This is a genomic window from Raineya orbicola, from assembly GCF_002843425.1.
GTDB classification, from domain to species: Bacteria; Bacteroidota; Bacteroidia; order Cytophagales; family Thermonemataceae; genus Raineya; species Raineya orbicola.
The window spans coordinates 20,687-34,437 of sequence record NZ_NKXO01000027.1; the positions used below are offsets into that span (position 1 = coordinate 20,687).

General features: G+C 38.9%; 8 protein-coding genes. 4 read left to right on the plus strand and 4 right to left on the minus strand.

Going from position 1 to position 13,751, the window contains the following annotated elements:
- Positions 1-49: 49 nt before the first annotated feature.
- The gene (locus Rain11_RS09160; RefSeq protein WP_101359061.1) at positions 50-1,369 is read right to left on the minus strand and encodes an ABC1 kinase family protein; all 1,320 of its coding nucleotides are present in this window, start codon (positions 1,367-1,369) and stop codon (positions 50-52) included.
- Between the two features lie 121 nt (positions 1,370-1,490).
- On the opposite strand from Rain11_RS09160, the gene era reads away from it, so the two are divergent.
- Entirely contained in the window at positions 1,491-2,366 is an 876-nt protein-coding gene (gene era, locus Rain11_RS09165; RefSeq protein WP_101359062.1) for a GTPase Era, read from the plus strand.
- 43 nt (positions 2,367-2,409) lie between these two features.
- Here era and Rain11_RS09170 read toward each other — a convergent pair whose 3' ends face one another.
- Complete coding sequence (locus Rain11_RS09170; protein ID WP_101359063.1) at positions 2,410-5,592, minus strand: S8 family serine peptidase; 3,183 nt, start codon at positions 5,590-5,592, stop codon at positions 2,410-2,412.
- 166 nt (positions 5,593-5,758) lie between these two features.
- On the opposite strand from Rain11_RS09170, the gene trxB reads away from it, so the two are divergent.
- Complete coding sequence (gene trxB, locus Rain11_RS09175; protein ID WP_101359064.1) at positions 5,759-6,718, plus strand: thioredoxin-disulfide reductase; 960 nt, start codon at positions 5,759-5,761, stop codon at positions 6,716-6,718.
- A 61-nt stretch (positions 6,719-6,779) separates the two neighbouring features.
- Here the strand turns inward: trxB and Rain11_RS09180 are convergent, their stop codons facing one another.
- The gene (locus Rain11_RS09180; RefSeq protein ID WP_165778107.1) at positions 6,780-7,289 is read right to left on the minus strand and encodes a YfiR family protein; all 510 of its coding nucleotides are present in this window, start codon (positions 7,287-7,289) and stop codon (positions 6,780-6,782) included.
- A gap of 183 nt (positions 7,290-7,472) precedes the next feature.
- Here Rain11_RS09180 and Rain11_RS09185 point away from each other — a divergent pair, with 183 nt between their 5' ends.
- Both Rain11_RS09185 and Rain11_RS09190 read left to right on the plus strand, forming a co-directional pair.
- A complete protein-coding gene (locus Rain11_RS09185) occupies positions 7,473-8,978 on the plus strand; it encodes a M61 family metallopeptidase (protein ID WP_101359066.1) in 1,506 nt (501 codons plus the stop codon).
- Between the two features lie 79 nt (positions 8,979-9,057).
- A complete protein-coding gene (locus Rain11_RS09190) occupies positions 9,058-9,801 on the plus strand; it encodes a Uma2 family endonuclease (protein ID WP_101359067.1) in 744 nt (247 codons plus the stop codon).
- A 37-nt stretch (positions 9,802-9,838) separates the two neighbouring features.
- Here the strand turns inward: Rain11_RS09190 and gyrA are convergent, their stop codons facing one another.
- Positions 9,839-13,633: a DNA gyrase subunit A gene (gene gyrA, locus Rain11_RS09195; RefSeq protein ID WP_207764444.1), complete on the minus strand. Its 3,795-nt coding sequence runs from the start codon at positions 13,631-13,633 to the stop codon at positions 9,839-9,841.
- Between the last annotated feature and the right edge of the window lie 118 nt (positions 13,634-13,751).

Below are 13,751 nucleotides of genomic sequence, written 5' to 3' on the forward strand. Positions count from 1 at the left end.
CTTTTTTCCTGTTTCTTATCTCTCGTTTCCTGTTTCCTGTTTCTTACGTCTATTGAATTGGCTTGCTCAAAAATTCAGGTTTAGTGGTGCGAATGTTGGCTTTGAGTTGGTTTAGGATAGAATACAGCCCAAAATAAGTGCGATTGATATACAAGCCGTGTCTTGAACCGCGAGCTTGATTGGCTTTGCGAAGTTCTTCCATACGAGCCAAATTTTCGGCGTAATGATAAATTTCTTGAAAATAGCTATCATCGCCGAAGTCAAATGTTTCTTGGTGGAAAGGTCTGCCAAGTAGTTCTATCATTCCTTTGAAAAGATTGGCAAAGAGGGCTTGTTGTTCGGGGGTATCTTGGGGCAAGATGAAACCTAAATTTTTAAAGGTTTGCAGGAGTGTAGCTTCGTCTTTAAGCAAATACGGATTGATAACTATAAAATAATTGTCGTAGTATTCTTGCGGAATTTCTTTGATACAGCCAAAATCAATTACACCGACTTTACCTTCGGGGGTGAGCAAAAAATTTCCAGGGTGGGGGTCTGCGTGAACGGCTTTGAGCGTGTGAATTTGATAATCGTAAAAATCCCAAAGGGCTTGACCTATGCGATTACGAACTTCTTGCGAAGGATTAGTTTTCAAAAATTCGGGTAAATGTTTGCCTTCCAGCCAATCCATAGTTAGGATTTTTTTGCAGGAATATTCAGGATAGTATTGAGCAAAAAATAAATCAGGAAAATGCGAACAAGCCTTTGAAATTTCTATGGAGCGTTTCAGTTCTAAATCATAATCAGCCTCTTCTAAAAGTTTACTTTCTACCTCCTGCATATACAGGTCAATATCTTTTTCATTCATATTCAAAATGCGAACAGCAAATGGTTTTACCATTCGCAAATCGGATTTGATGCTTTCGGATACTCCCGGATATTGAATTTTTACAGCGAATTTTTTACCCTTCAAAGTCGCCTGATGTACTTGCCCAATAGAGGCGGCATTGATAGCATCTTTACTAAAAGTATCAAAGATTTCCGTAGGGGCTTTGCCCAAGTATTGCTTAAAGGTTTTTACCACGAGCGGGTAGGAAAGAGGCGGAGCAGAATATTGAGCCATTGTAAATCTATCCACATAGGCTTTGGGCAAAACGTTTTTATCCATACTCATCATTTGGGCAACCTTCAAGGCACTGCCTTTGAGTTGGCTTAACGTTTTATAGATATCTTCGGCATTATTTTCGTGAAGTTCTTCTTTGCTGAGTTCAGGATTTACGAGCTTTTTGGCATAGTGTTTAAGATAATTTCCACCTACTTTTACACCTGTCTGAATGAATTTTGTGGCACGAGCTACTTTGGAAGTGGGGATACTTTCTTGTTTTTTCATAGAAAAAAGCCTTTTTTTGCAAAACTAAATTTTGGGTAGCAAAGTTTCGTGAAAGGTAGATTAAATTTCTACAAATACTTTCAGATTTCAACCCTTTATCTAAACATCTAACATCTAACCAATGAAATCTGGTTTTGTAAATATTATCGGCAAGCCTAATGCGGGGAAATCTACGCTGATGAATGCCCTTGTAGGCGAAAAACTTGCGATTGTTACGCCCAAAGCTCAAACTACTCGCCACCGCATTAAGGGCATTCTCACAACGGATAGTTATCAGATTGTTTTTTCCGATACACCGGGCATTATTGAGGCAAAATATGCCTTGCACAAGGTAATGATGAAATTTGTGGAGGAAAGTTTGGAAGATGCCGATTTGCTTTTGTGGGTGATAGACGTAAGCGATAACGAAGAAGATGAAAAATTGATAACTCTTTTATCGCAACATCAAGACCGACTGATGATTATCTTGAATAAAATTGACTTGATTAACCAAAAAACTTTGGAAAGTAAAGTTTTAGAATGGCAACAACTTTTCCCTAATGTGCCGATACTTCCTATTTCGGCAATCAATCAGTTTCAGACGGATGTTCTTTTGCAAAAAATTGTAGAAAGACTTCCCGAACACCCCGCTTATTTTGATGAAGATGCTCTCACGGACAAAACAGAGCGTTTTTTTGCGGCGGAAATTTTACGAGAAAAGGTTTTTTTACATTACCAAAAAGAAGTGCCATATAGCACAGATGTGCAAATAATTTCTTTCAAAGAAAAAGAAGGTATTCTTCATATTCAGGCGGAAATTATTGTAGAAAGAGAGAGCCAAAAAGGTATTTTGATAGGTAAAGGAGGCAAAGATTTGAAAAAAGTAGGTACAGAGGCTCGTAAAGAAATGGAGCAGTTTTTTGGCAAAAAAGTACATTTGGAGCAGTTTGTGAAAGTAGAAAAGGATTGGCGAAAGCAGGAAAAGTGGCTCAAAAGATTGGGTTATCAAGTAGATTAGAAAAAAATCCCCTTTACAGCAAACTGAAAGGGGATTTTAGCATTTATTGCTTCGCTACTTTCCGAATAGCTCGGTGGGTAGCATTTTTGATTTCTAAAATATACAAACCTTTGGGCAATTTGCTTACATCAATATTCTGATTTTCTTGCAAAGAGCCTTCCAGTAGCTTTCTACCTTTTACATCTATGAGCGTAAATTGTGAGTTATTTTGCAAATTTTTGGGCAAAGTAATACTTATTTCACTTTCTGTGGGATTGGGGACAATAAGTAATTCATTGGAAACATCTTGCAAAGAAAGTACCGTAACAACCACTTCGTTAGACATTTTTTTACAATTGTTGGTGTAGGATTGAGCTTCTACTTGGTATGTTCCGAGTGTGTTAGGAGACCATTCGTGATTTGCTCCTGTGGTTGCAAGAAACTGCCCATCTCTGAACCAACGATAATTCCGATGCCCTTGTGTGGCTCTTAAAACACCATTGTCATAAGCAAGGGTTAGGTTGATACTCACATTTTTAGCCGATACATTACGCTGGTTGTTGGAGGCATTTTGGTCGCCTGTTACGTTTACGGTAGCAGAAATCTGATAAGTTTCATCTATAATGCCTAAATTAGCAGTGAAAGTAATTTCTTGTGTAGCATTTGCGGCAAGAGAGACAATATTGCTCGAGCCAGAAGTTACAAGGGTATTATCAGATTTTTTTACTTCATAATTGAGGGTTAAGTTATTAAGAGTGCTAGTGCCTACGTTTTGTACGGTAATTTTCACTTCGCTATTTTCTGACATATTGCAAGAATTGCCCGAAGGAGAAATGTTTGCGATAGCGGCATCGGTAGCACAAACGTAAGAAGTGAGATTGAAGGAAATAGCATTGCATCTACGGCTTACCGCTCCACTTGGTCCCAAAGCTCTAACGGCATACCAATAGGTATCACCTGTGGGAACATTGTCGGCAAAATTAGTAGCAGTAGTCGTCCCAACCGATTCCATATATTTTGTACCCAAACGGAATACTTCATAACTCGTAGCTCCTGTTACGGTACTCCACGAAAGATTAACTCCCGAACAGCCCGCAGAAGCACTCAGCCCACTTGGAAAAGGCATAATAGAAAAATTAGCTATACTTTGCGATTGCAAAGCACCTTTGCTTACACGTACGCGTACCTGTCCGCTTTGTACATTAGGAACATTCCAATCATAAGAGCGGGTTGAACCTGCAAGTCCAGTGATAATGCTTGTCCAAGTAGTACCGCCGTTGGCAGAATATTCTAAATCAAAACTGCCAGAACTGCCCCAAGCGTCCCAACGAATTTTTTCAGTAGTGCCGGGTGTAAAACTTTCTCCACCAATGGGGAAAGTAAGCACTACATCATCTTGTACAAATTCGTAGCATACTACATATTGTTGAGGTCCTTGTGGTACGGCGAAGCCATTTACCGAAATGGTATAAGTGCCAGCAGCGGGGTCATCAATAGTTACTTGTTCAGAGTTATTGATATTATCAACACCACGTACCGCAGGGTCGGAAGTGGCACTGGGGTTCAAAATCCAAGGATTTACAGGAGAAGCAGAAGGCGGGGTAACAGTGAGATTTAAATTATTTACCAAAGGAACACTTGCACCTGCTGCACCTTCGTAGTCGTTCCAATAGAGCATTACTTTGAGTTGCTTTGTACCTGCGGGAACGTTAATGGTTTGGGTTTGGGTAACGCCCTGTGTAATACTATTTACATAATAGCGATTTTGCTCCAAAGTAAGCACCGCTCTGCGAGCATTGATACGACCATAGCCAAAAGTAAAATCGGGTCCAGCATTGCCCAAATCATCAGCGGTGTTCATTACAATTCCTTTGATAATATCCGAAGTAGGCATTGCGTTACTATTCAAAGCTCGGTAGGCGTGATACAAAGCCGCCAGCGTACCCGATACAGCAGGACAAGCCATTGAAGTCCCTGATGAAGAGTAATAAGTATTATTTTCTCCCGTAGAATTTACACTCGAACCTACTGCCGAAACTTCGGGCTTTAGTCTGCCATCGGCGGCGGGTCCTCGGCTACTACTACTACTGATAGCGTCAGTTTTGGAAAGATTAGCCACGGCGATTACGTTTTTACCTGCTTTTCTGCCACCTGTAATGGTGTAAAATGCCGAACCGCTATTTCCCGCAGAAAATACGTGCATCAGGTCAGGCATTTGACGTATCTGCTGATCTACTTGTCTAGCTCCTGTATTATAGCCTGCATTTAAGCTTTCTCCCAAAGAGTGCGAAGTTATGCGAACATTTTTAGTATTGTAAGGGGTGGGCATTTGGTCAATGTCGTCGTGGTAAGAATATACTTCCAGATGAGCTCCGGGTGCTTGTCCTTTCATCAGAGGGTTAAGATTGCCAGCCCCCATAATAATACCCGAAACGTGGTCGCCGTGGTTACCACTATTAGAGGTGATGTTGTTGGTAATTCTTCCTTTTTTATCAATGTGTGTATCAGCAGTGCCATCATCTCCCATTGAAACCACAATGCCAGTGCCGTCATATTTTCTACCGCCTGCGTATTCAGAATTTACAAAATTGATGCGATGATTGCTGGTAGCTTCGCGGTTTTCAAGCTGAGCAGGTGGAAAAATAGGCTCTATAAAATATACAAAAGGAATTTGAGCCAAATCCTGCATCTTCTGGATAGGTACTCGCAAAATGCTCACATCTGCCAAAAATTTTTCTTGCACTACCTTCACCCAACCCAAAGAAACCAAACGACCAAGAGCTTCCTGCAAAGGAATATTAGGGTAAATTTGAACAAGCAAATCTACATTACCACGCTCTTTGATAGCCCAATCAGGAATACCTTTATCAGTGATGAGTTTTGCGATTTTATCAGTAGGAGCGTAGGGATAAATGCTTTTTACACCTAAATTTTGCAGGTTACTACTTGAAACTTCATCAGGCAAATAAGCCCAAAAAGCAAAGTGAGGCAGATAGTCAAAAAGTTGTATGCCTGCTCTGCGAATTTCCTCTTTTTGACTATGCGTAGGAATTTGATGAAATTGTAAAATAACGTAATTTCCATTCCCCATTCGGCTACCCAATAGACTTACTTTGCGTGAAGCGTATTGCTCTAAACCAATGGCATCAGGTTTGCTACCCGACTGCAACATTAAGCGATAGTCTTGGGAAAAAGCACATAAACCCCAAACTAAAAGAAACAGCGAGAGTAAAAACTTCTTTTGCATTGTTTTTGCGTTGATTTTTGAAGCGAAAAAAATATTTTTGCAATTTACTAATAAAATATGTATTGGCAAAACTTTTCTGAAATTACATTTAGAAATATTGTGAAATGTTCAATTGAACTTTTTGCTCCCAAAATCTATTATATTTAGGTACTAAATAAAAAAAGCAATGCAAGTCAAAGAAAGAGTAAAAGTCTTAATTATTGGTTCAGGACCTGCAGGCTATACTGCGGCGATTTACGCGGCTCGGGCGGGCTTAAACCCTGTGCTTTATACGGGTAGCCAACCCGGTGGGCAACTTACGATTACCAGCGATGTAGAAAATTATCCGGGCTATCCTGATGGCATTATGGGACCGCAAATGATGATGGATTTCCAACGCCAAGCAGAGCGTTTTGGTACGCAAGTGCGTAATGGAATGATTACAAAAGTTGAATTTCTATCGGGTGGTACGCATAAAGTAGTAGTAGATGATAGTTTTATCATTGAAGCCGAAGCAGTCATTATTGCTACGGGGGCATCTGCAAAATGGTTGGGTTTGGAAGCCGAACAACGCCTCAATGGGAAAGGGGTTTCAGCTTGTGCAGTTTGTGATGGTTTTTTCTTTCGTGGAAAAGATGTGGCAGTAGTTGGAGCAGGTGATACGGCTTGCGAAGAGGCAAGTTATCTTTCCAAATTGTGCAATAAGGTGTATATGATTGTCAGACGTGATGAAATGCGTGCCTCTAAAATTATGCAAAAACGCGTAATGTCTGCCCCTAACATTGAAATTATTTGGAATTCAGTTACCGAAGATATTTTAGGAAATGACCAAGTAGAAGGAATTCGTATCAAAAATACACAAACAGGTGAGTTGAAAGATATTCCTGTACAAGGCTTTTTTGTAGCTATCGGACACAAGCCCAATACTGATATATTCAAAGGCATTTTGGATATGGACGAAAATGGCTACCTCATTACTGAAAAAGGCTCTACACGTACCAATATTGCGGGCGTATTTGCTTGTGGAGATGCTCAAGACCATATTTACAGGCAGGCAGTTACGGCGGCAGGTACAGGCTGTATGGCGGCTCTTGATGCCGAAAGATACCTTGCTCAAAAAGAAGTAGAAGTAGAGGCAACTGCTTAATTGAAAAAATAAAACCTGTCAAGTAATTATTTGACAGGTTTTGCATCATTGTTTATTAAAATTATCTGACAGGAATAGCGATTCTGGAAAGCTGGGCGGAAACTTTCAAACCTGCCGCCTCTACGGTTGCATTATTTAATTCAATTTTCCACTTACCTTCTCGTAAGATAAAATTGATATGACTTTGAGGTCCTAATCCCGGCTTTTCTGTAACAATGAGTGTGGATTTACCTTCTAATTTTTTCTTGATAGCTTCAAGGTTTTTACTTTGTTGGAGGCTGATGAATAAAATGTGTGGATTTTCAATAGCATTGAGGCTCAAGTATTGCTTGACTACTATTTTTTGATTTCCTACCCTTTTGTTGGAGGTTGCGGCACGAAGCTGAGCCGTAAGAGGAGAAAGACCATAAACGGCTATCACAAAATCACCGCTCTGATAGGTGGCAGGCCATTGAATATATTTGGTGAAGTTGTAAATATACACCGTATGCGATTTGTAATCTCCGATTTGGGCTTTTGCAAAAAATGCAAAAATAAAAAGTATAAGCGTTAGGGTAATTGTTTTTCTCATTGTCATTAGAGTTTTGGGGCAAATATAAGTCTTTTTTCAAAACACACAAATATTTTTTGTTTTTGTATCTGTTTTTCTACCACTAATTACGAAATTTTTGTTAAAATATTGTATCTTTTTTAAGAATTTACTTCCAAAAAATCTTTATTTTTGAGCTTTAACTTCTTAACTACTACAAAGAATATGAAAAAAATAACATTGTTCGTACTGCTTTTAGTTTTTAATACGAGCTATTTGCTTGCTCAAAAGGTGTTGGAATATACCGTAAATTTGAATGATAGAGCCGATGACCTCTTTAAGGTAGAACTGAAAGTTAAAGGATTGACGAAAGAAAACAAGATTTATCAGTTTGCTTCTACTGCTCCTGGTACCTACCAAGTGATGGATATGGGGCGTTTTGTACGGAAATTTGAAGCCCTTGACGCCAAAGGAAAACAAATTACTGCCAAACAAATTTCTACCAATCAGTGGGAAATAGCAAATCCTGAAAAAGTCGCAACTATTCGCTATCATATCGCCGAAACTTTTGATACTCCCGTAACCGAAAATAAAATTTATGAAATGTGTGGCAGTTCGCTTGAAAAAGACCACGCTCTCATCAATGGGCAAACCGTTTTTGGCTATCCACAAGGTATGCAGTCTGCTCCCTTGAAAATCAAATTTTTATATCCGCAAGAATGGATTTATGGAACGGCCCTAGAAATGAAAGATGGTTTTTTCTTAGCTAATAACTACGACCACATTGTAGATTCGCCCATTCTTTTTGGCAGTCTTTCCAAAGCCTCTACAAAAATTCGCAGTACCCAAGTAGAGCTTTACACTTATTCTAAAACAGCAAAAATTACTTCTGAAAAATTACTTGCTTCAATGACTAATATGCTTGTTGCCGCCGATGCTTTTCTGAATGGCTTGCCTGTGCCTCGTTATACGTTTTTGTTTTTCTTTGAAGATAGAAATGCGGGGGCTTGGGAACATTCATATAGCTCTGAATACATCATAAAGGAGCAAGATTGGAGTGAAGATTTTGGTAAAAAAATGACAGATATTGCCGCTCACGAGTTTTTTCATATTGTTACGCCGCTCAATATTCATAGCGAAATCATTGAAAAATTCAACTTTGTAACGCCTACTCCCTCCGAACATCTTTGGCTTTACGAAGGTACAACGGAGTGGGCTTCTCACAAGATGCAAATTTGCTACAGCATTAAAACCCTTGACGAATATTTCAAAGATTTACGACGCAAAGTAATTGTTGATGAACGTTTCTACGACAAAACTTATAGTTTAAGTAAAATCAGCTTGACTTCTTACACTCCCGAAGGTCAAAAACAATATGGCAACATTTACAATCGTGGGGCTTTGGTGGCAGGGCTTTTGGATATTCGTCTTTTGGAACTTTCGCAAGGAAAGCGTGGTTTGAGAGATGTTATCAACGAATTTGCCAAAGAATACGGACCGAGCAAAAGTTTTCCTGAAAAAGAATGGTTTGATATTTTCGTAAAACGTACTTACCCTGAAATTGCAGATTTTTTCAATCGTTATGTAAAAAATGCCGAACCTTTACCTTTGAAAGAATACTATGATAAAATAGGTATTATTTTTGACGAAAAAGAAAAAACTTTTTCACTCAATCCGCAGGCTACCACAGAGCAAATACGCTTGCGTGAGCGTTGGTTAAGAAATAATTGATTCAAAAAGCCTTGACTTTGTGTTAAGGCTTTTATTCTTGTGAAAGATTTTGTAAGTTTGTGTAAAAATAACTCTCACTATGGATACTTTGGTAAAAAAAACGAAAGCACCCAAATATCTTGATAAAAAAGAAACCATTGTTTATCCAGATTCAGACGGAATGCCTATGGCAGATAATACGAAGCAATTTAATTGGATTGTTTTAATAAAAGAGGGTTTAGAGGCGATGTATGCTCACGACCCGAACGTTTTTGTAGCAGGCGATTTACTTTGGTATCCTGTGGAAGGAAATCCTAAAATTCGCAAAGCTCCCGATGTAATGGTAGTATTCGGCAGACCGAAAGGAGATAGAGGTTCGTACAAGCAATGGGAAGAGGAGAATATCTCACCGCAAGTGGTTTTTGAAATCAATTCGCCGGGAAATACGCCTCTGGAAATGTCAAGAAAATTGATATTTTATCAGAATTATGGGGTGCAGGAATATTATTTCTACGACCCTGATATCAATGAACTTTTAGTGTGGATACGAGAAGGAGATCATTTTAAGGAAATAGAAGAAACTAATCATTGGCAGAGTCCGCTGATGGGTATTCGGTTTGTATTAGACTTTGAGGAAGATACTATGCACATCTACCGACCCACAGGCGAAAGATTTGCAACCTATACAGAAATCTTAGAGATTTTAACAGAGTCTCAAAAGGAGTTGCGAAAAACTCAAGAGGATTTAAGCAAAACTCAAGAGGATTTAAGCAAAACAATTCAAGAGAAAGAAAAATTAGCTGAAAAGTTACGTGAGTTAGGTATAGACCCTGATAAAATATAAAAAAAGCCTGCTTTTACAGAAGCAGGCTTTTTTTATATTAAGAAACTGATGTACTTTCGGCGGGAGTGGTTTCGCTCTCTTCGCCTTCCATTTTTTCAATTTTAGCTACTGATGAAATTTCATCATCTTTATTGAGTGTGATAAGTTTTACACCTTGCGTAGCACGTCCTTGCAGGCGTAAATCGCTTACACGTATGCGTATGGTGATGCCTGATTTGTTGATAATCATCAAATCGTCATTATCTGAAACTTCTTTGATAGCAACAAGTTTGCCTGTTTTTTCGGTGAGGTTCATAGCCTTTACGCCTTTGCCTCCACGAGCAGTAATGCGGTATTCTTCCACTTCCGAACGCTTGCCAAAACCTCTTTCCGAAACTACTAAAAGATGCTGATTTTGGCTTTGAACGCAAACCATTCCAATCACAATATCGTCGGGGTTGGTTTCGTCAAGCCAGATACCTCTTACGCCTGTGGCGTTACGTCCCATAGGACGTACATTTTCTTCGTGGAAATGAATAGCCCTGCCTGATTGAGTGGCTATAATAATATGGTCGTTGCCTGTTGTCATTCGGACTTCTATGAGCTTATCACCTTCATTGATATTGATAGCGTTGATACCTGTAGCTCTTGGGCGAGAATAGGCTTCCAAAGTGGTTTTCTTGATAATGCCTTTTTCGGTACACATTACCAAATAATGGTTATTGATGTAGTCTTCGTCTTCCAAAGTTTCTACATTGATAACGGCTCGCACCTTGTCGCCATTTTCAATTTGTATAAGGTTCTGAATGGCACGTCCTTGGGCGGTTTTGCTTCCTTCGGGAATTTCATAAACTTTTATCCAAAATACTTTTCCGCTTTCGGTAAAAATCAGCAAATAGTTATGATTAGTGGCTACAAAAAGATGTTCGGTAAAATCATCTTCTTTGGTTGTTACGCCACGAGAACCTATACCACCACGCCCTTGCACGCGATATTCTGAAAGAGGGGTACGTTTGATGTAACCCTTATGCGAAATTGTAATCACGACCTGCTCATCGGCAATCATATCTTCGTCCTGGAACTCTTCTGCCGAATATACAATTTCAGTTTTGCGTTTGTCGCCGTAGCGTTCTTTAATTTCTACAAGCTCTTGCTTGATAATTTCCATTCGGCGTTTTTCATCAGCCAAAATATTCTCTAAATCGGCAATGAGAGCCGTAATTTCTTTGTTTTCGGCGACAATTTTTTCTCTTTCCAACCCTGTAAGTCTTTGCAAACGCATATCCAAGATAGCTTTTGCTTGAATTTCGGTAAGAGAAAAGTTATTCATTAAACCTGTTTTGGCTTCGTCGGGGTCTTGGGCATTACGAATAAGAGTAATTACGGCGTCTAAATTATCCAAGGCGATGAGCAAACCTGCTAAAATATGAGCCCTTTTTTGAGCCTCGTTCAAATCAAATTTAGTACGGCGGATCACTACCTCGTGGCGATGTTCTACGTAATATTTGATAAGTTCTTTGAGGTTTAGCGTAGCAGGTCTGCCTTTGACAAGGGCTACATTATTGACACTAAAAGCCGTTTGCAATTGGGTGTATTTGAACAAATTATTAAGCACTATGGCAGGAATTGCATCTTTTTTCAGTTCATAAACAATTCGTAAGCCATCTCGGTCAGATTCATCGCGTATATCAGAAATTCCTTCAATTTTCTTTTCATTGATGAGTTGAGCGGTTTTTTCAATCATTGCGGCTTTATTGACCATATACGGAATTTCTGTAACTACAATCAAATCTTTGCCTGATTTACTTTGCTCAAAATTAGCTTTGGCACGAATAATAATTCTACCTCTACCTGTTTTGTAGGCATTTCGCACTCCTTCATAGCCGTAAATGATACCACCTGTGGGGAAGTCAGGGGCAAGAATGTACTTCATTAGCTCGCTGATACTAATTTCGGGGTTATCAATGTATGCCAAAATACCTTCAATTACTTCAGAAAGGTTATGCGGAGCCATATTAGTTGCCATACCTACGGCAATGCCCGAAGTACCATTGATAAGCAAATTAGGAATTTTGGCAGGCAGTACTGTGGGTTCTGTTAGCGAATCATCAAAATTTGGCTGAAAATTAACGGTATCTTTGTTGATTTCTCCAATCAATTCCTCGGCAATACGTTGCAAGCGGGCTTCGGTATTATGATTGACAAAACCATTCGCTACAAAAGAATGACAATCGCTTTCAACTTTTACCGAATACACTATATCCTTTTCGGGAAGCAAATGGCAAGTTTTTACGGTAGCATAATAATAACGCTTGGCAACAAGTTCCTGAAATAGACTTTGTAAATACACATTGTTGAGAGTATTGAGAATTTGCTCGTAGTATTTGGCAATTCTTTCGTAGCGGTCAAAATTATTTTTTTCTAAAAACTTATGCGGAGCATATTGCCGAATATAATTTGCAATGTAAGGGATAAAATCTTTACTCAAAGCATATTTGATAGGCTTTTCTTGCTGTCTTTGGCGTTCTTGCTCTACAATTTTAGCCAGTTTTGTGGCTTTTTGACTTGCAAAATTGATATTTTCGTAAAAAAGCTGAACGTTATGAAAACCACTAATGACGAGCTTGTATTCTTTGCGTTTTTGGGTAAAACTTATACGACTGATAATGCCAAATTCTAAAAGTAGAATTTGCAACTCTCTTGCCAAAGTAAGGCTTTGCGTACAATATTGCAGAGAAATAGTATTTTTTTTAAGCAAAGACACCGAAGCATCGCCTTCAAAAAGATATTGCAGGAATATTTTTTGGGCTTCTTTGGGGGCTTGTAAAATGCAATGAGGGATATGCTTTTCGGCTGATTTCAGACCTGCAAGCTGTGTAAATAATTCGTTTTGGGCAAATTCAGAAATATTTTGAACATCAAATTCATAAATTTCTTTCCCCGAAGGTAGCTTTCGCTGATATACATAAAATTTTGAGCCAATAAGGTTCTGATAAGCATTGATAAAGTCATCAAAATACTTTTTGTCGGTATTGTTGAAAGTAACTCTTTTCGACGAAATTGAACCTTCGGCAATTAGACAAGCGGCAACAATGCTTTGGTAAATATCTTTTGAAGAAGCTTTTTGAGCATAAAGATTAGTTTGGCTTCGCTCAATTACAATTTTATCACCTGCTTTTACTTTGGAAAGCTCTTTCCAAACAAAGATAGGTTTGCCAGTTTCATCTTTACTTAAAATAAGAATAGGGTGATTAGATGAACCTTTTAGCTGATAGCCTTCTTGCGTAGTAAGCTCCCAAATAGGGTGATAGCCTGAATTGAAAAACTTAGTAGCTTTATGCACTTTTTGGTGCATAGAAAGCACTTGAAGGTCAATTTCCTGTTCGCTATCGGGCAGAGAATTTTTTACTAAATCTTTGAGTGCTACAAGACCATAATTTGTTTTGATGAGCGTGTCGCCTGTAAGGCAATAACGCATTGCGGCGGGGCTATCGCCATCAATGGAGCCAAAATTGCCTTGTCCATCAACCAGTGGGTAACGTAAAGACCACTCCTGTGCCATACGCACCATTGTTTCGTATACCGAAGAATCGCCGTGAGGGTGATATTTGCCAAGAATTTCCCCTACAATACGAGCCGATTTTTTATAGGGTTTATTGTGCAAAACACCCAGTTCCATCATTCCATATAATACGCGTCTATGAACAGGCTTTAAGCCATCGCGTACATCGGGCAAGGCACGCGAAACAATCACCGACATAGAGTAATCTATGTAAGCGGTTCGCATTTCGTCTTCTATATTTACAGGAAAAATATTGGAGGGGCTTTCAAGAGTTTTGTTGTCGTCTAACATTTTTTAGATAAAATTTAATTTTAGCGGGCTAAATTACGAAAAAAATTGCTGAAACTCAAAAAAAGTGTTTATTTTCAGAAAATACATTATAGAGAGAACTTTTTTGAAATGATTAGCG

What these genes read in the sequence shown, in the direction of transcription:
- Rain11_RS09160 (WP_101359061.1), bottom strand. Translation starts at nt 1,369, where the DNA reads ATGAAAAAACAAGAAAGTATCCCCACTTCCAAAGTAGCTCGTGCCACA.
- era (WP_101359062.1), top strand. Translation starts at nt 1,491, where the DNA reads ATGAAATCTGGTTTTGTAAATATTATCGGCAAGCCTAATGCGGGGAAA.
- Rain11_RS09170 (WP_101359063.1), bottom strand. Translation starts at nt 5,592, where the DNA reads ATGCAAAAGAAGTTTTTACTCTCGCTGTTTCTTTTAGTTTGGGGTTTA.
- trxB (WP_101359064.1), top strand. Translation starts at nt 5,759, where the DNA reads ATGCAAGTCAAAGAAAGAGTAAAAGTCTTAATTATTGGTTCAGGACCT.
- Rain11_RS09180 (WP_165778107.1), bottom strand. Translation starts at nt 7,289, where the DNA reads ATGAGAAAAACAATTACCCTAACGCTTATACTTTTTATTTTTGCATTT.
- Rain11_RS09185 (WP_101359066.1), top strand. Translation starts at nt 7,473, where the DNA reads ATGAAAAAAATAACATTGTTCGTACTGCTTTTAGTTTTTAATACGAGC.
- Rain11_RS09190 (WP_101359067.1), top strand. Translation starts at nt 9,058, where the DNA reads ATGGATACTTTGGTAAAAAAAACGAAAGCACCCAAATATCTTGATAAA.
- gyrA (WP_207764444.1), bottom strand. Translation starts at nt 13,633, where the DNA reads ATGTTAGACGACAACAAAACTCTTGAAAGCCCCTCCAATATTTTTCCT.